A 16,527-nucleotide genomic window follows, 5' to 3' on the forward strand; every position below is an offset into this window, starting at 1 on the left:
TTTTTGTGAAAAACATCACTTTCGGGGCCGTTTGCCTATACTCCAAGCAAAAACACAGGTTAGGCACAGAGTTATACACAATCAGTCCTCGTTTTTACCGGCAAAGGCTTTAAAATAGCACCACAACCCGCTACCGAACCGGGAGCAGACAGGATGAACTCATTGAACAGCTATAACGGAATCACGCCCAAACTGGGTAAAGGGGTCTTTGTCGAGAAATCCGCCGTGTTGTACGGCGCTATCGAACTGGGCGATGACGCCAGCATCTGGCCGCTGGTCGCGGCCCGGGGTGACGTGAATTATATTCGCATCGGTGCCCGCACCAATATCCAGGACGGCACCGTGTTGCACGTCACCCGTAAGAGCAGTGCCCGACCGGACGGCCTGCCACTGATCATCGGCGAGGATGTCACCATAGGGCACAAGGCCATGCTGCATGCCTGTACCGTCGGTAACCGGGTATTGGTGGGGATGGGCTGCATCATTCTGGATGGGGCCGTGGTGGGTGATGATGTCATTATCGGCGCCGGCAGCCTGGTCCCCCCGGGCAAGCGGCTGGAGTCTGGCTTTCTCTATGTAGGCTCTCCGGTCAAACAAGCCCGCCCACTGACGGAGGCGGAGAAAGCCTTCTTGCCCGAGTCGGCCGACAACTATGTCCGATTGAAGGACGAATACTTGCAACAAGCCTAAATAGCACCAGGGCCGAGCCATGGCTCGGCCCTAGTTAAAGATAGAGGCTGCCGTCGGGAGCAAAGACTTCTTCTTCTACTTGGATCGATACCAACTCTTCAATATCGAACCGCACCGACTCGAAGGCCAGCATGATATTGGCTTCATCACTCAGGCTTTGCCCACTCATGTGCTCGAGCCGATGCAGGGCGATAAAACAGGGAATGTGCCGTCCCTGCCAATGGGCCGTAAAGGCGATACGTTGCAGCTCCGGCTGCCAGTAAAGATCGTCTCCCACGATAATGTCCTGATTCATGTTGCCGACTCCAACTTGGTTCTCAATGCCGTCAGTACTGGCATCATGTCCGGCCTGACTCCACGCCAGAGGTAAAAACTCTCGGCCGCCTGCCCGACCAGCATCCCCAGGCCATCGTGACGCTGTTCCAGCCCCTGCCCCCTCGCCCAGCAGAGAAAGACGGTTTCTTCCCGGCCATACATCATATCGTAGACCCGGCTATGGGAATGGCAAACACCGTCATTCAGGGCCAGTTGCTCCCCCTGCAGACTGGCGGAAGTGCTGTTGATGATGACATCAAAACCCACACCCGGTGTTTCCAGCGGAGCACTGACGATATTACCCAGCGGGGAAAAACGGACCGCCAGCTCATCGGCCCTCGCCCGGGTCCGGTTTGCCACCACCAGCTCCACCGGCTTCTCGGCCAACAGGGGACCCAGGGCTCCCCGGGCCGCGCCTCCGGCGCCCAGCAGCAGCACTCTTGCCCCGGTCAAGGGAACCTCCAGACGCTTAAGATCCAGTACCAACCCGGCACCATCCGTATTGTCTCCCAGCCATCGGCCATCGGGCAGCAGTTGCAGGGTATTCACCGCCCCCGCCAGCTCGGCCCGTTCGGTCAGGCGTTCCGCCAGCGCCAGGGCCTGCGTCTTGAACGGCACGGTAATATTGCAGCCTTTTCCTCCCTCCAGCCTGAACCGTTCCAGGAAACCGGCAAAATCATCGAGGGGGGCCAACAGGCGCTCGTAGCTCAGCGCCTGATCGGTCTGCCGGGCAAAACAACTATGGATAAAAGGCGACTGGCTATGGCTGATGGGGTTTCCGATAACGGCATATTTGTCCATGAACTGTTTTTCTCATACGTTGGCGAAGACCGCCGGAGCTGAATAATTAAGGTCTAAATAATTGATCCTGATACCGCTACATCGACCCGCTATCACACGCAGATACGCCATGACCCCGTCCCAGGGCTCCACCGTCCGATAACGGAGAGGTCCAAGGCGCGTCGCGTCCCTGGCGCTGAGGACCTGCTAATGGCACCGGGTCACTGCCGCGGGGCTCTACGATTATTCGGAACAGTGGCTCAGGCGACGCCCCTTACGCGGGCAGGAATTATTATATTGCTACTATGGATGCTTTTTTTGTTGCATTCACCGCTAAAATGAATAGATTTTGCGCTAACGAACAAAATATTTATGGTCAACCTTGGATACTGAACTCTTAAAGACCTTTCTGGAAGTCTCGCGTACCCGTCACTTCGGCAAGGCGGCGGAGCACCTCTACCTGACGCCATCGGCGGTCAGCTTCAGGATCCGCCAGCTCGAAAGCCAGTTGGGAGTGACCCTGTTCACTCGTTTGCGCAACAATATCCAGCTGACCTCATCCGGGGAAGCCTTGATCCCTCATGCCGAGTCCATGCTGCTGGCCTGGGCCCGGGCCCAGCACGAAGTGGCCCTGAGCGAACGCCAAACCCAGCAACTGGCCGTGGCGGGTACCGCCAACCTGTGGGATGCCTACCTGCAGGAAGGGTTGCATCGGCTGTATTGCGAACTGCCTGCACTATCATTGCGTGCCGACATTCGCACCCCGGAACAAATGACCCGTGCCCTGCTGGGCAGAACCCTGGACCTGGCTTTTTTGACCGATCCGGCTCGCATCGAAGGCGTGCGCCATATCGCCCTGCATACCATGGAGTTACAGCTGGTATCAACCTATTCAGGGCTGACCGCCATTGACGCCATGGCTCAGGATTATATTCGCATCGACTGGGGCACCGCCTTCAATACTCAACATGCCAAGCTGTTCAATACCGCCACACCGCCGCTGCTGCATACCGGCTCGGTACGTATCGCCCTGGAATACCTGCTGCACCATGGCGGCAGTGCTTTTTTACCCGGCGCCATGGCCCGCAGCTATCTGGAACAGCAACAGCTTTTTGTGGTCGCCGATGCCCCTTCCATCAACCGGGAAGTCTATGCCGCCTACCTGCCTGGCAGTGAGCGGCAGGGGTTGATCGACAGGGTTATCGAACTGTTCGGCCCCAAGGCAGAGCCAGTCAGTTAAAACCAGTCCTTGGGTACCAGGTATTCCTGCAACCGGGCTTCGGCCGAGCCCGGTGCCGGCTGCCAGTTATATTCCCAACGCGCCAGCGGCGGCATCGACATCAGGATGGACTCGGTGCGGCCGCCGGTCTGCAGGCCAAACAGGGTTCCCCTGTCATACACCAGATTGAACTCCACATAGCGCCCACGCCGATACAGCTGGAACTGCCGCTCCGCCTCGCCGTAGGGGGTATCTTTGCGCCGTTCGATAATCGGCAGGTAGGCCTCGAGATACCCCCGGCCCACCGCCTGCATAAAGGCAAAGCAGCGTTCGAAAGGCCAATGGTTCAGATCGTCGAAGAACAGGCCACCGACGCCACGGGTTTCATCGCGGTGCTTGAGATAAAAATAGCGATCGCACCAGGCCTTGTACTCTGGATACACCTGCTCTCCGAAAGGGGCACAGAGCTCATGGGCCACCCGATGCCAGTGCCGGCAATCTTCTTCCATCGGGTAAAAGGGGGTCAGGTCAAAGCCACCGCCGAACCACCAGACCGGATCGGCACCTTCTTTCTCTGCAATAAAGAAGCGCACGTTGGCATGGCTGGTCGGCACATGGGGATTGTGGGGATGGATCACCAGGGAAACCCCCATGGCCTCGAAGGAGCGGCCGGCCAGTTCGGGCCTGTGGGCGGTAGCCGAGGCCGGCATGGCGGCACCATGCACATGCGAAAAGTTCACGCCGCCCTGTTCGATCACGCCGCCGTTGCGCAGCACCCGACTGCGACCACCGCCTCCCTCTTCCCGGGTCCAGCTGTCTTCCACAAAACGGCCACTGCCGTCCGTCTGCTCCAGGGCTGCGCAGATGTCGTCCTGCAACTGTAGCAAAAATGCTTTAACGGCCGTGATATCCGGTTTACCGCTCATTTCAGTTCCTTTATATAGGTGATGTTCAAGCCGGGCGTACCGTGGCCCCGGTGATACCATCCCGGATCAGGGATGGGTTGGCCCGCCCGTCCGTGGTTCCAGGCAAAATATAGTCGAGCCGCGCTCCTATCTGCTCTGCCAGCAGTCGTGCGTTTCTCGCCGGCTCCTCACCGGTTTTATTGGCACTGGTGGACACCAGGGGTTTGCCGAATGCCAGGCATAAATCATGGGCCTGCCGATGGGCGGTGACCCGTACCGCCAGAGAACTGAAGCGTCCTCTCAGCCATACCGGCACTTCCGGTTTGGCCGGGATAATCCAGGTGTAAGGCCCGGGCCAGCTTTCCAGAATCGGGTCGAGCCGCCCCGCCGGCAAGGCCTCCAGATCGAGGTATGGCAGCAGTTGGCTGAAATCGGCGGCAATCAATATCAGCCCCTTGTCAACCGGCCTTTGCTTCAGCTCGAGCAGACGCCGCACGGCGTCACCATCATCGGGATCACATCCCAGGCCGAATACAGCCTCGGTGGCGTAACCGATAATGCCGCCCCGATTGAGGCAGTCGACCGCGGTAAGAAGATCTTGCTGGTTCATTAAGGTCAATGGTTCCTGTATGGAGATAGGGTCAACGTTGATAGTCGCAACCTTTATTCGGGCAATACAGCAGTCCCTTGCGCTCGGCCAGGATGCCGAAGCCACATTCGGGGCAGACCTCGGCCCGGGGTTTGTCGTTGATGACATAACGACAAGCCGGGTAACGCTCACAACCATAAAAGCGTTTGCCGTAACGGGAAGTTCTCGCGACCAGCTTGCCCTTGCCACAGGACGGGCAGACGGGATCCGTGCCACCTTGTTCGTTGATGTCGGCCACATGATGGCAGGCAGGATAATTGGAGCAACCGATAAAGAGGCCGTAACGCCCCTTCTTGATGGCGAGCACATGGCCGCAGGACGGGCATGCACTGCCTTCCAGCACTTTCTCCACGTCCTCGTCGTGTTCTACCACCTTGCAAGGGCGCAAATAGTCACAGCGAGGATAAGACGAGCAGCCAATGAAGGCGCCATGCTTGCCATGGCGCAACTCCAGTTTATCACCGCACCGGGGACAAGGCTCATCCGCCCACTGTGGGGCATGATCCTGGGTATTGAACAGACTGGGATCGATTTTCGACATGCCGCGCCTCCGAATTCATTGAACGAATTCTAACAGCGCGGCCGCCCTCAGTGAACCGCCCCTTCCGGCTGTTCGAAAATCAGCTCCTCCAGCTGGTGGTAGGCGGACTCGCTGCCGGGCACATTGAACAGGACCATCAGCACCACCCACTTGAGATCGTCCAGTTCGATCACCGGCGAGTCCAGTTCCATCAGCCGATCGATGACGATCTCGCGGGTTTCAGCATTAAGTACCTTGATTTGCTCCAGGAACAGCAGGAAGCCTCGCCCTTCGGCATCGATCTTATAGAGTTCTTCTTGAATGTAGATACGGAATGAGTCCGGAGCAGAACGGGCCCAGGCTGGCGTTTCTTCCGCCTCCTGCAACTCGGCGAGACGTTCCAGCCAGGCCAAAGCCTTGAGGATCTCTTCCTTATGAAAACCCGCTTGGGTCAATTCATCGGCGAGTTCATCCTGTTCTACCATGGAATCTACATCCGCATGGATATAGGTTTCGAACAGGTACATCAGTACATCGAACATGATCAGCCCCTCCTCGCTCTGACATAACCCCCGGGTACGGATTCCACCCAGCCAGCCAATTCCAGCTCGACCAACCGGGTAAGTACCTCCTGCACCGGCTGCTGACAACGGGACGCGATCAAGTCCACTGCCGTTGTCTCTAAACCTACGTTATCCAACAAGTCCGGATAAGGCAATAATTCCTCCGTTGCAGGAGGATGAATTTTTATCGCCGCATCCGAAAACGCCACCAGTTCTTCGAGAATATCCCTGGCTTCACAGACCAATTTGGCACCCTGCTGGATCAAGCGGTTGCACCCGTCGGCCTGGGGATTTTGCCAGGCCCCGGGAATGGCAAACACCTCTCGCCCCTGCTCCAGCGCAAAACGGGCAGTGATCAGGGAACCGCTACGCTCTGCGGCTTCCACCACCAGCACCCCCAGGCTCAGCCCGCTGATGATACGGTTACGGCGGGGAAAATGATGAGCCAGAGGACTTTCCCAGGGATAGCACTCCGATATCAGGGCACCGCCCGTGCCGATGATGTCCATCGCCAGCCGTTGGTGTCGTTTGGGGTAACAGTGCTCCAGCCCCGAGCCAAGCACCGCCAGGGTAATGCCCCCCTGATCCAGCGCCGCTTGGTGACTGAGCCCGTCGATACCGATGGCCAGCCCCGAAGTAATGGCCGCGCCGGCGTCCACCAGTTGCGGCACCAGAACCTTGGCATTCTCCCGCCCCACATAGGATGGGTGCCGGGTACCCACAATCGCGATCTGGACGAGTGACAAGGCCGGCAAGGATCCTTCCACAAACAGCATCAGGGGGGCGCCGGGGCAGGATTTGAGCAAGGCGGGATAGTCCTTGTGATCCCACGACAGGATATGGCGGGATGGGCTCGATTGCTGCCATTCCAGCAGCCGCTCCAATATCTGCCACTGGGGAGTCAACAGCTGTGCCAATTGCTCGTCGGACAGACCGCAAGCCTTCAGTGCGGGAGAGTCAAACCAGGTCATACCCAGTTTGTCGCGCAATTTGCATGCGCGGATCGGGCCTATTCCAGCCGTGTGCTGCAGGGCCAGCCAGGGTAACAACGGATGCTGTTCAAGGCCGGTATCCGGCATCTCTCACATCGCCCAGTCGGTAATGGATACGCACCAAATCCTCACTGTCTAGTATCAGGGCCGTGCTGACGAGCTCCTGTACGCTGAACACCATCAGCCGCGCGATGGCCGTGGACGGCAATGCCTGGGCCTGGCCGGTATTGCGCAGGTAGCGACTCGCCGAATCGGCATAGATGAGTTCATTTCGCACACTGGCACCATAGTCGTACACCCCCGGCCCGGGTTTCAGCACCGCATAGAGATCGCCGGCCCTGACTCCCTGCGCACGGCCTTTATTGATGAACACCACGCCATGGCGCCCCGCCATACTCCCGTCCCGCCCCATCGCCACCACATAGGCATTGTCAAATGCCGGCCCCGGCCGGGGATAATAGAAGGCGGCCAGGGCACCGTCGGACGCCAGGGGCAACACCTTGTCGCCCTGTCGCATCTCCTGCCTCAGGCTGCTCACGGCCACGCGGCTTAGCTCCCGCCCCATCTGCTGCCGAGCCAATACTGTTCCAACCAGAACCGCTTTCTGCCCCAGGACGGTATCGGTCATCCTGTCGGTCAGTTTCTCCTGCAGACGGTATACCGCGTAAGGCTCTCCCGGGTGCAACCGACCGCGAACGTAGACGTCGTCTCCCTTCACCATCGCCACCCGCCCCTGCTGGTCACCGAGAATGTAAGGAGCCTGTCGCAATGCCGAAGGCGCCAGAATGCGGTGGCTGTCGGTAAAATTCAGGATCGATGCGAGGGGGATGGTGGCGACCGCCGGTTCGGCTCGCACCCGGGGAGACAGTCGAGCCACGCCCGTTCCGCCCGGCTCGACCCGCACCAGGCGGGGCTGGCCGTCGACCCGGATCAGGGTAAGAACGTCTCCGGGATAAATCAGATGGGGATTGGTGAGCCGAGGATTCGCCTGCCACAGCCTGGGCCACAACCAGGGAGAGGTCAGAAACCGGGCCGAGATATCCCACAGGGTATCACCCTGACGAACGGTGTAACTGTCAGGGTAATGGGCGGTCAGTTCCGGGCTCTGTGCCTGCAGGCCAAAACAGCAACCCGCCAGCAACCCGAGCAAACGCATGCCTTGCTGTTTCATCACATCCTTGCCCTTCGGCCAACTCTTGCTGTTTTTTGTGTGGTTACACGGCTAAAATACTGTCAGTACCGATATTGGAATAAGCATAGTAACCATGGCAAAAGTGTTAGAAGTATTACGTTTTCCCGATGAGCGGCTGCGTACCGTAGCCAAGCCCGTCACCGAAATAACCCCGGCGTTACAGCACATTGTAGATGATATGTTTGAAACCATGTATGCCGAGGAAGGCATCGGCCTGGCAGCGACCCAGGTTGATATTCACCAACGGCTGATCGTGATCGACGTGTCCGAAAACCGGGATCAGCCGCTGGTATTGATCAACCCGGAAATCCTGGAGCAATCGGGCAGCACCGGTATTGAAGAGGGTTGCCTGTCCGTGCCTGGCGCCCGCGCCCTGGTGCCCCGTGCCGAACGGGTCAAGGTGAAAGCCCAGGACCGTCAGGGACAGGAATTCGAACTGGACGCCGATGACCTGCTGGCCATCTGTATCCAGCATGAAATGGATCACCTCAAGGGCAAGCTGTTCGTCGACTATCTGTCGCCGCTCAAACGCCAGCGTATCCGCCAGAAGCTGGAAAAACTCGCCAAGCAAGATCAACGCTAATCCGATAAAGGACGCCCTTTGAGCAAGCTCAATATCATCTTCGCCGGCACCCCGGACTTTGCCGCCCGCCACCTGCAGGCCCTGCTCGGCTCGGAACACAATGTCGTCGCCGTCTACACCCAGCCGGACCGGCCCGCCGGCCGGGGCAAGAAACTGACGCCCAGCCCGGTCAAGGTGCTCGCCGAACAAGCCGGCGTTGCCGTATTACAGCCCGAAAGCCTGCGCCAGGAAGCCGCTCAGCAGCAGTTGGCCGCCCTGGACGCCGATATCATGGTAGTGGTGGCCTACGGCCTGATCCTGCCCCAGGTGGTACTCGACACTCCGCGCCTGGGGTGCATCAATGTGCACGGCTCCCTGCTGCCACGCTGGCGCGGCGCCGCTCCCATCCAGCGGGCCATCTGGGCCGGCGATGCAGCAACCGGCGTCACCATCATGCAGATGGACAAAGGGCTGGACACCGGCGCCATGCTGCACAAGGCCAGCCTGCCGATCACCCCGGAAGACACCTCCGCCAGCCTCTATGAAAAGCTGGCGGATATCGGCCCCAAGGCACTGCTGCATACCCTCGAACAGCTGGCCGCAGGCTCGGCGGTGGCCGAGCCCCAGGATGACGCCCAGGCCAACTATGCGGAAAAGCTCAGCAAGGAAGAAGCCCGGATCGACTGGCGCCAGCCCGCCGCCCAGATCGAGCGCTGTGTACGCGCCTTCAATCCCTGGCCGGTCAGCTACTTCATGATCGGTGAGCACAACCTCAAGCTGTGGCGGGCCGAAGCGCGGGATGAAGCCAGCGAGCTGGCGCCCGGCACCATACTCCGGGCTGGCAAACAGGGCATCGATGTAGCCACCGGTGCTGGCGTACTGCGCCTGCTCAGCCTGCAGCCACCGGGCAAGAAGGCCATGAGCTGCCAGGATCTGCTCAACGCCCGTAAGGACTGGTTCGAACCCGGCGCCCGCCTGGTTTGAACACTCTCAACTCAGTGGACATCATATGAAAACCCGTGCCGCCGCGGCCAATATCCTGCATCAGGTGATCAATCAGGGCCAGTCACTCTCGGCCCTGCTGCCACGCTATCAGCAAGAGCTCGCCGCCAAGGACAGGGCGCTGTTGCAGGAGCTGTGCTTCGGCTCCCTGCGCTGGTACAGCCGGCTCGACGCCATCGCCAGGCAACTGCTGGAAAAACCGCTCAAGGGCAAATACCAGCCGGTGCATGCCCTGCTACTGGTGGGTATCTACCAGTTGCTTTATACCCGCATCCCGGCCCATGCGGCCCTGGCCGAAACCGTCAATGCCTGCAAACTGCTCAAGGCCGAGCCCTTCAGGGGCATGGTCAACGGCGTGCTGCGCAACGTGCAGCGCCGGCAGGACGAACTGACCACCAAGGTCGACGCCTTGCCCCAGCTGCGCCTGGCCCACCCCAACTGGCTGGTGAAACGGTTGCAGCAGGCCTACCCGGAACAGTGGCCGGCCATTCTCGAGGCCAACAACCAGCATCCCCCCATGTGGATCCGGGTAAACCGTCGCCACCACAGCCGCGAGCATTACCTGGCCTTGCTGCTGCAGGATGGCCTGGATGCGGCTCCCGATCCGCTGGCCGACAGCGCCCTGCGCCTGGCTCGTCCGCTGGACGTTACCCTGCTGCCCGGCTTCGAGCAGGGCCACAGTTCGGTGCAGGATGCCGCCGCCCAGATGGCGGCACAACTGCTCGAGGCGGCGCCCGGCGAACTGGTGCTCGATGCCTGCGCCGCCCCCGGCGGCAAGACCGCTCATATTCTGGAGCGCCAGCCCGAGCTCGGCCAACTGGTGGCGGTAGATCTGGATCCGGAACGCCTGCAACGAGTCCACCAGAACCTGCAACGCATCGGCCTCACCGCCAGCGTCCACCAGGGAGACGCGGCCAGGCCCGCCGACTGGTGGCAAGGGCCACGGTTCGATCGCATCCTGCTGGACGCCCCCTGCTCCGCCACCGGCGTCATCCGCCGCCACCCGGACATAAAGTGGCTGCGCCGCCCGGAAGACATCGCCCAGCTGGCCGCCTTGCAGATGCAGATCCTGGATGCCCTCTGGCAGCAGCTCAAGCCGGGCGGCACCCTGCTCTATGCCACCTGCTCCATCCTGCCGGACGAAAACAAGGAACAGATCAAAGCCTTCCTGAGCCGCACCCCGGATGCCCGGCACCTGCCGCTGCATGAGCACGACAGCCCGGACCAACCGGGTTGGCAGCTGTTGCCGGGCACCGAGCAGCGGGACGGTTTCTATTACGCCAAGTTGAGTAAAGCAACATGAAGATCATTATCCTGGGCGCCGGCCAGGTCGGCGGTACCCTGGCGGAAAACCTGGTGGGCGAGAACAACGACATCACCATAGTGGATACCGACAGCGAGCGGCTGCGCGAGTTGCAGGACAAGTACGACCTGCGGGTGGTCAACGGCCACGGCGCCCACCCCAACGTGCTGCGCGAAGCCGGCGCCCAGGATGCGGACATGCTGGTGGCGGTGACCAACAGCGACGAAACCAACATGATCGCCTGCCAGGTGGCCTACTCCCTGTTCAATACCCCCAACAAGGTGGCGCGTATCCGCTCCCCCGAGTTTCTCGCGGAGCGGGACCGGCTGTTCGTCAACGAAGCGGTGCCGGTGGACAACCTGATCGCCCCCGAGCAGTTGGTCACCGAGTATATCTATCGGCTGATCCAGTATCCCGGCGCCCTGCAGGTGGTGGACTTTGCCGAGGGCAAGGTCGGCCTGGTGGCGATCAGGGCCTACTATGGCGGCCCCCTGGTAGGCAATGCCTTGTCCACCCTGCGGGAACACATGCCCAATATCGACACCCGGGTGGCGGCCATCTTCCGTCAGGACAGGCCCATCCGGCCCCAGGGCACCACCATCATCGAAGCCGACGACGAGGTGTTCTTCGTCGCCGCCAGCGGCCACATCAAGGCGGTGATGTCCGAGCTGCAACGGCTGGAAAGCGACTACAAGCGCATCATGATCGTCGGCGGCGGCAACATCGGCGCCGGCCTGGCCCGCAGACTGGAAAAACGCTACTCGGTGAAACTGATCGAACACAACCCCAGGCGAGCCGAGCAGCTGTCCGAAATACTGGAGCACACCATCGTCTTCTGCGGTGACGCCGCCGATCAGGAATTACTGGTGGAAGAGCATATCGATCAGGTGGACGTATTTATCGCCGTCACCAACAAGGACGAGGCCAACATCATGTCGGCCATGCTGGCCAAGAAAATGGGTGCCAAGAAGGTAATGGTGCTGATCCAGCGCGGCGCCTACGTGGATCTGGTGCAGGGCGGTACCATAGACGTCGCCATCTCGCCCCAGCAGGCCACCATATCCGCCCTGCTCACCCATGTGCGTCGGGCAGATATCGTCAACGTCTACTCCCTCCGCCGGGGAGCGGCCGAGGCCATCGAAGCCATCGCCCACGGTGACACCAGCACTTCCAAGGTGGTGGGCCGCCAGGTAGGCGAGCTCAAGCTGCCGCCGGGCACCACCATCGGTGCCATCGTGCGCGGCGACGAGGTACTGATCGCCCACGACAAGACGGTGATCGAGCAGAACGACCACGTGGTGCTGTTCCTGGTGGACAAGAAATTTATCCCGGAAGTGGAGCGGCTGTTCCAGCCCAGCCCTTTCTTCCTGTAAGGAGACCCCATGTTCAACCTCCGCCCCATTGCCTTCGTGCTGAGCATGGCGTTGTCGAAACTGGCGCTGTTTATGTGGTTGCCGACCTTGCTGGCTCTGTTCAGTAAGGGCGGTGGCTTCCAGGAGTTTCTACTGGCCACCCTGCTGACCCATGGCGCCGCTTTCGGGTTGCTGCTCTATGGACAGAAGGCGGAGATCCGGCTACGGGTCAGGGAGATGTTTCTGCTGACCACCCTGGTGTGGTTCACCATCAGTGTCTTTTCTGCCCTGCCCTTCGTGTTTATCACCCATATCAGTTTTACCGACGCCTTTTTCGAGGCCATGTCCGGGGTGACCACCACCGGCTCCACCGTGCTCAGCGGCCTGGATGACATGCCCAAACCCATACTGCTGTGGCGCTCCGTGCTGCAGTGGCTGGGCGGCCTCGGCTTTATCGTGGCGGCGGTGGCGATACTGCCTTACCTCAACGTGGGCGGGATGAAGCTGTTCCAGACCGAGTCCTCCGACTGGTCCGACAAGGCGGCTCCCCGCGCCGCCACCATGGCCAAACACATCGTCCAGCTGTACCTGCTGCTCAGCCTGCTGTGCATGCTCAGCTATTACCTGTTCACCGAGATGACACTGTTTGAGTCCATCAACCACGCCATGACCACCCTGAGCACCGGCGGTTACTCCACCTCGGACGGCTCCATGGGGAATTTTTCCCCCGCTGCCCACTGGGTAGCCGTCGTCTTCATGTTTATCGGCGGCCTTCCCTTTCTGCTGATGGTGTCCAGCCTGCAGCACCGTAACCTGGCCCTGCTGCGCGATGCCCAGGTTCAGGGCTTTTTCGTCCTGGTGCTTGCCTGCGCGCTGATCCTCAGCCTCTACCTCTGGTTGCAGGGGCATTTTCCCCTGGCCGATGCCATTCGCATCAGCCTGGTCAACCTGGTCTCCATCATCACCACCACCGGCTATGGGCTGGGGGATTTCGGCACCTGGGGTCCTTTCTCGCTGGTGCTGTTCGCCATCCTGATGGTATCGGGGGCCTGCTCCGGCTCGACCTCGGGCGGCTTCAAGGTGTTCCGCTTCCAGGTGGCCATGGCCCTGTTCCGCAAACAGCTGCACCAATTGATGCATCCACGGGCAGTGTTCCCCCAGAAATACAACGGCCGGCCGGTGAACGATGACATCATCCGCTCCCTGGTCACCTTTATCATGGGCTACTTCGCCACCATGGCACTGCTTGCCCTGGTGTTTGCCCTGATGGGACTGGAGCCGATGATCGCCATTACCGCCGCCGTGACCGCCGTGGCCAACGTGGGGCCGGGCATCGGCGAAACGATAGGCCCGAGCGGCAACTTCGCCACCCTGCCGGATACGGCCAAGTGGCTGATGGCGCTCGGCATGCTGATGGGCCGGCTGGAGATACTGACGGTGGCGGTACTGTTTTTCCCTAGCTTCTGGCGCGGTTGATCAAGGACGGCGGCACCTCCGCCGCCGCTTCCCGCAGATGCTCGGGCAGGGGCTTGGCCACTTCCACCCCCAACTCCCGGAACGCCTCGGCCTGGCGGATCAGATTGCCCCGGCCCGTAGTCAGCTTCTTCATCGCCTTCTGGTAGCTGTCGTCGGCCCGCTGCAGCGACTGGCCCACCGCATCCATGTCTTCCGTGAACAGGCGTAGTTTTTCATAGATTTTGCCCGCCGACTCGGCGATTTTCCGTGCGTTCTGATTCTGCCGCTCCACCCGCCACAGGTTTTCTATGGTACGCAGGGCCACCAGCAGGTTGGTGGGGCTGACCAGCAGGATATTATGGTCCAGGGCATACTTCACCAGCCCCGGCTCCGCTTCCACCGCCACCAGGAAGGCCGGCTCCACCGCCACGAACATCAGCACATAATCGAGGGTACGCACCCCCTGCAGTTGCTGATAGTCCTTGCGCCCCAGCTCGCGGATATGACCGCGTACCGAGGTGACATGCTCGCGCAGCGCCTGCTCCCGCTCGGCCGGACTATCGCCGTTGAAGTAACGCTCATAGGCGGTCAGCGACACCTTGGCATCGATGATGATGTCCTTGTCTTGCGGCAGGTGCACCACCACGTCCGGTTGGTAGCGCTTGCCATCGGCGTTGCTGAAGCTTCGCTGGGTGCTGTACTCGTGCCCTTCACGCAACCCCGATTCGGACAGTACCCGGGCCAGCACCACTTCGCCCCAGTTACCCTGTTGCTTGCTGTCCCCTTTCAGGGCCCGGGTCAGGGCGGCGGTGTCGGCGCTCATCTGCCGGTGCAGTTCGGCCAGCCGCTCTATCTCGAATTTCAGACTGTGCCGCTGGCGGCTCTCATCCGCATGGCTTTCCTGCATGTTGCGGCGAAACCCCTCCAACTGTTCACGTAACGGAGACAGCAGGCTTTCCAGACTGTGCTGGTTCAACTCCCGGAAGTTATGGGTTTTCTGCTCGAAGATACGCTGGGCCAGGTTTTCGAACTGCTGGCTCAGCCGGTGTTCGCTGGCTTCATACTGTGCCTGCTTCTCCGCCGCCCACTGCCGTTCCTGACGCAGCAGGGTTTCGTATTCCTTGAGCCGGCCGTTCATCTTCAACACCAGTTGTTGCTGCTGCTCCAGCCGCTGCCGGCTACCTTCCAGCTCCTGCAGCCGCTCTTCCAGCTGGCCCTGCAGCTGCTCATTCTGCTGAGCCAGCAACGCCAGTCGCGAATGCAAGCCGAGCCGGGTCAAGCCCCAACCGACCAGCGCCGCCACCGCCGCCGATAGATAGGGCCAGTACCCCGATAACAGTTCGGCCATCAGCGCCTCCGCTGTTCGAGCATCGCCATGACCCGCCGGTTAAAGCGCAACCAGAGCAGTACATAGAGCAGATACAACAGAATAATCAGCCACTTGTGCTGGTTTACCCCATTGTCGAAGTCGGCCAGTGGCAGATCCAGCAACTGGCTGTACAAGGCCACCAGCAGTGGAAACATCAGAAACACAGACCAGCGCCAACACTGGGTGAGAAAAGAAATAAACAGGCCGTTATCCAATGCCTTAGTCCCGATTGCCGAGGGTAAGGCTCAAGCTTACCAGCGACCGGGCCCGAATTCAGCCGGTACGGCGCAGATAACTCCTCAACTGCTCGGAAGGAATGGAGGTACTGGAAGACAGGGCATACGCCGCCCAATGCCCGGCCTGCTCCAGTGCCGCCGGCATCGCCAACCCCGATACCAGACCATGGATGAGTCCACCGGCGAAGGCATCGCCGGCCCCGGTGGCATCCACCACCGACACCGGCCGGGCCGGTATCCGAATGTGCCGGTCGGCCGAGAACGCCTCGGCGCCCTGCTCGCCGTGGGTCACCACCAGCCATTGCAACTGTTCGCCCGCCAACCGCCGGGCATGGTTCCAGAGATCCGGCTGCGGTGCCAGATCGGCGGCCGAGGCGATCAGCACCTGGCAGGGCCGGGACCAGCGTCCCTCCTTGGGGTACTGGCTGATCACCAGGGTTCGCTCGATCATCCGCGCCATATAGCCGGCGGCTTCGGCACCATCCATATTGACGTACAGGCAATCCGCCGGCTCGATCGGCAGCAGGCCGGGCAATGCCGGCCGCCGGGCCTGACGCAAGATGGTGCGCTCGCCCTGGCCGTCCACCAGCACCAGCAGCTCTCCGGTGTCGCCATCGAAGCGCTCCACGTAGTCGATGTTCAACCCCAGCCCCTGAGCCTCCTGCCGCAGCCAGTCGCCGGTATCATCCCGCCCGACCCGGGAAATGATGCAGACCTCATGACCCGCCCACAGCAGGCCGACGCCGGTGTTGGCGGCCCCTCCGCCCAGCCGTCGCCCCTGGTCCCGGTACAGCAAGCGGCCGCCGGCAGTGAGCGACTCGTTCAATAACAACACATGATCACAATTTAAATTGGCCAGAAGCAGCAGTTTTGCCATCGCCAGGATCCTTCATTACATCGCGGCACCCGGGGCGGCACCACCCTATCAAACAGGCTCACACCTTATCAGCAAGGGGTTCCGGCCAGCCGAGCCTGTTGGCAGTGGGCATCATTCTACCGTCACCTTGATGGGCTCCGACATCAGCGGCGGCTGATGCGGAATATGCAAGTGGTCTCCCAGCATCAGCTGCAGGCGGTATTCCCCCGGCGGCAGGCTGAGCCGGGTTTCGGTCTGGCCACCCCCGAAATGCAGCACCTGTTCGCTGGCCGGCAGGGGCTGAGACAGATCCTCCGCCTCTGCATTGATCAGCAGGTGATGGTGGCCGGTATTGGGCAGTTCGACCCCGGCCGGGGCCACGCCCATGCCCTGCAGACCGAACCTGACCGTAAACTCCGTATTCACGACCTCGCCATCGGCAGGCGTGATGAAATAGACTCGCGCTCCTTCCGGGGACGGTGTCGCCATCACGGTCGCGGCGGCCAGCACGGCCGCCACGGTGAAGATACTTGCTCCGCTCATCATCTTTGCTCCTTGGTAGTGGCA

Annotated in this window: 19 protein-coding genes; 7 read left to right on the forward strand and 12 right to left on the reverse strand. The window is 60.9% G+C overall.

Going from position 1 to position 16,527, the window contains the following annotated elements; genetic code table 11:
- The first annotated feature begins 153 nt into the window (after window positions 1-153).
- Window positions 154-690, forward strand: coding sequence for a gamma carbonic anhydrase family protein (locus ACEVBK_RS16430; protein ID WP_375055970.1), 537 nt, complete (start codon window positions 154-156; stop codon window positions 688-690).
- A 34-nt stretch (window positions 691-724) separates the two neighbouring features.
- On the opposite strand, the gene ACEVBK_RS16435 is transcribed toward ACEVBK_RS16430, so the two are convergent.
- Window positions 725-985: a DUF1488 domain-containing protein gene (locus tag ACEVBK_RS16435; protein ID WP_375055971.1), complete on the reverse strand. Its 261-nt coding sequence runs from the start codon at window positions 983-985 to the stop codon at window positions 725-727.
- A complete protein-coding gene (aroE, locus tag ACEVBK_RS16440) occupies window positions 982-1,806 on the reverse strand; it encodes a shikimate dehydrogenase (RefSeq protein WP_375055972.1) in 825 nt (274 codons plus the stop codon). The genes ACEVBK_RS16435 and aroE overlap by 4 nt, the downstream gene beginning before the upstream one ends.
- A 361-nt stretch (window positions 1,807-2,167) precedes the next feature.
- Between aroE and hdfR the strand changes: the two genes are divergently transcribed.
- Complete coding sequence (hdfR, locus tag ACEVBK_RS16445; protein ID WP_375055973.1) at window positions 2,168-3,025, forward strand: HTH-type transcriptional regulator HdfR; 858 nt, start codon at window positions 2,168-2,170, stop codon at window positions 3,023-3,025.
- On the opposite strand, the gene hemF is transcribed toward hdfR, so the two are convergent.
- The 6 genes from hemF to ACEVBK_RS16475 are packed head-to-tail and all read right to left on the reverse strand — an operon-like array spanning window position 3,022 to window position 7,804.
- Window positions 3,022-3,930, reverse strand: coding sequence for an oxygen-dependent coproporphyrinogen oxidase (hemF, locus tag ACEVBK_RS16450; RefSeq protein WP_375055974.1), 909 nt, complete (start codon window positions 3,928-3,930; stop codon window positions 3,022-3,024). The two genes, hdfR and hemF, sit on opposite strands and share 4 nt — an antisense overlap.
- Window positions 3,931-3,955: 25 nt before the next feature.
- Window positions 3,956-4,519 carry a Sua5/YciO/YrdC/YwlC family protein gene (locus tag ACEVBK_RS16455; protein WP_375055975.1) on the reverse strand — a complete coding sequence of 188 codons (564 nt, stop codon included), beginning with the start codon at window positions 4,517-4,519 and terminating at the stop codon, window positions 3,956-3,958.
- 31 nt (window positions 4,520-4,550) lie between these two features.
- On the reverse strand, window positions 4,551-5,099 hold the full coding sequence (locus ACEVBK_RS16460) for a type I DNA topoisomerase (RefSeq protein ID WP_375055976.1): 549 nt from the start codon (window positions 5,097-5,099) through the stop codon (window positions 4,551-4,553).
- A gap of 47 nt (window positions 5,100-5,146) precedes the next feature.
- On the reverse strand, window positions 5,147-5,620 hold the full coding sequence (locus ACEVBK_RS16465) for a DUF494 family protein (protein ID WP_375055977.1): 474 nt from the start codon (window positions 5,618-5,620) through the stop codon (window positions 5,147-5,149).
- Window positions 5,621-5,622: 2 nt separating this feature from the next.
- Window positions 5,623-6,720, reverse strand: a complete 1,098-nt coding sequence (gene dprA, locus ACEVBK_RS16470; RefSeq protein WP_375055978.1) for a DNA-processing protein DprA — start codon at window positions 6,718-6,720, stop codon at window positions 5,623-5,625.
- Window positions 6,701-7,804: a LysM peptidoglycan-binding domain-containing protein gene (locus tag ACEVBK_RS16475; RefSeq protein WP_375055979.1), complete on the reverse strand. Its 1,104-nt coding sequence runs from the start codon at window positions 7,802-7,804 to the stop codon at window positions 6,701-6,703. The genes dprA and ACEVBK_RS16475 overlap by 20 nt, the downstream gene beginning before the upstream one ends.
- Window positions 7,805-7,898: 94 nt before the next feature.
- Here ACEVBK_RS16475 and def point away from each other — a divergent pair, with 94 nt between their 5' ends.
- From def to ACEVBK_RS16500, 5 genes are read left to right on the forward strand one after another with little or no spacing between them, the layout of a single operon-like run.
- Window positions 7,899-8,408, forward strand: a complete 510-nt coding sequence (gene def / locus ACEVBK_RS16480) for a peptide deformylase (RefSeq protein WP_375055980.1) — start codon at window positions 7,899-7,901, stop codon at window positions 8,406-8,408.
- A gap of 18 nt (window positions 8,409-8,426) precedes the next feature.
- Window positions 8,427-9,371: a methionyl-tRNA formyltransferase gene (fmt, locus tag ACEVBK_RS16485; protein ID WP_375055981.1), complete on the forward strand. Its 945-nt coding sequence runs from the start codon at window positions 8,427-8,429 to the stop codon at window positions 9,369-9,371.
- A gap of 25 nt (window positions 9,372-9,396) precedes the next feature.
- The gene (rsmB, locus tag ACEVBK_RS16490) at window positions 9,397-10,692 is read left to right on the forward strand and encodes a 16S rRNA (cytosine(967)-C(5))-methyltransferase RsmB (RefSeq protein WP_375055982.1); all 1,296 of its coding nucleotides are present in this window, start codon (window positions 9,397-9,399) and stop codon (window positions 10,690-10,692) included.
- Entirely contained in the window at window positions 10,689-12,065 is a 1,377-nt protein-coding gene (gene trkA / locus ACEVBK_RS16495; protein WP_375055984.1) for a Trk system potassium transporter TrkA, read from the forward strand. Before rsmB ends, trkA begins: the two co-directional genes overlap by 4 nt.
- Window positions 12,066-12,074: 9 nt before the next feature.
- Window positions 12,075-13,520, forward strand: a complete 1,446-nt coding sequence (locus ACEVBK_RS16500; protein ID WP_375055985.1) for a TrkH family potassium uptake protein — start codon at window positions 12,075-12,077, stop codon at window positions 13,518-13,520.
- Here the strand turns inward: ACEVBK_RS16500 and rmuC are convergent.
- The 4 genes from rmuC to ACEVBK_RS16520 all read right to left on the reverse strand — a co-directional run bounded on the left by rmuC (window position 13,501) and on the right by ACEVBK_RS16520 (window position 16,506).
- Window positions 13,501-14,847 carry a DNA recombination protein RmuC gene (gene rmuC / locus ACEVBK_RS16505; RefSeq protein WP_375055986.1) on the reverse strand — a complete coding sequence of 449 codons (1,347 nt, stop codon included), beginning with the start codon at window positions 14,845-14,847 and terminating at the stop codon, window positions 13,501-13,503. The two genes, ACEVBK_RS16500 and rmuC, sit on opposite strands and share 20 nt — an antisense overlap.
- Window positions 14,847-15,023, reverse strand: coding sequence for a hypothetical protein (locus ACEVBK_RS16510; RefSeq protein ID WP_375055987.1), 177 nt, complete (start codon window positions 15,021-15,023; stop codon window positions 14,847-14,849). The genes rmuC and ACEVBK_RS16510 overlap by 1 nt, the downstream gene beginning before the upstream one ends.
- A 118-nt stretch (window positions 15,024-15,141) precedes the next feature.
- Window positions 15,142-15,981 (reverse strand): PfkB family carbohydrate kinase, encoded by an 840-nt coding sequence (locus ACEVBK_RS16515; protein WP_375055988.1) that lies wholly within the window; start codon window positions 15,979-15,981, stop codon window positions 15,142-15,144.
- A 111-nt stretch (window positions 15,982-16,092) separates the two neighbouring features.
- Entirely contained in the window at window positions 16,093-16,506 is a 414-nt protein-coding gene (locus ACEVBK_RS16520) for a DUF4399 domain-containing protein (protein ID WP_375055989.1), read from the reverse strand.
- Window positions 16,507-16,527: the final 21 nt, after the last annotated feature.

It is taken from the genome of Zobellella sp. DQSA1, from assembly GCF_041950555.1.
Taxonomy (GTDB): Bacteria; Pseudomonadota; Gammaproteobacteria; order Enterobacterales; family Aeromonadaceae; genus Oceanimonas.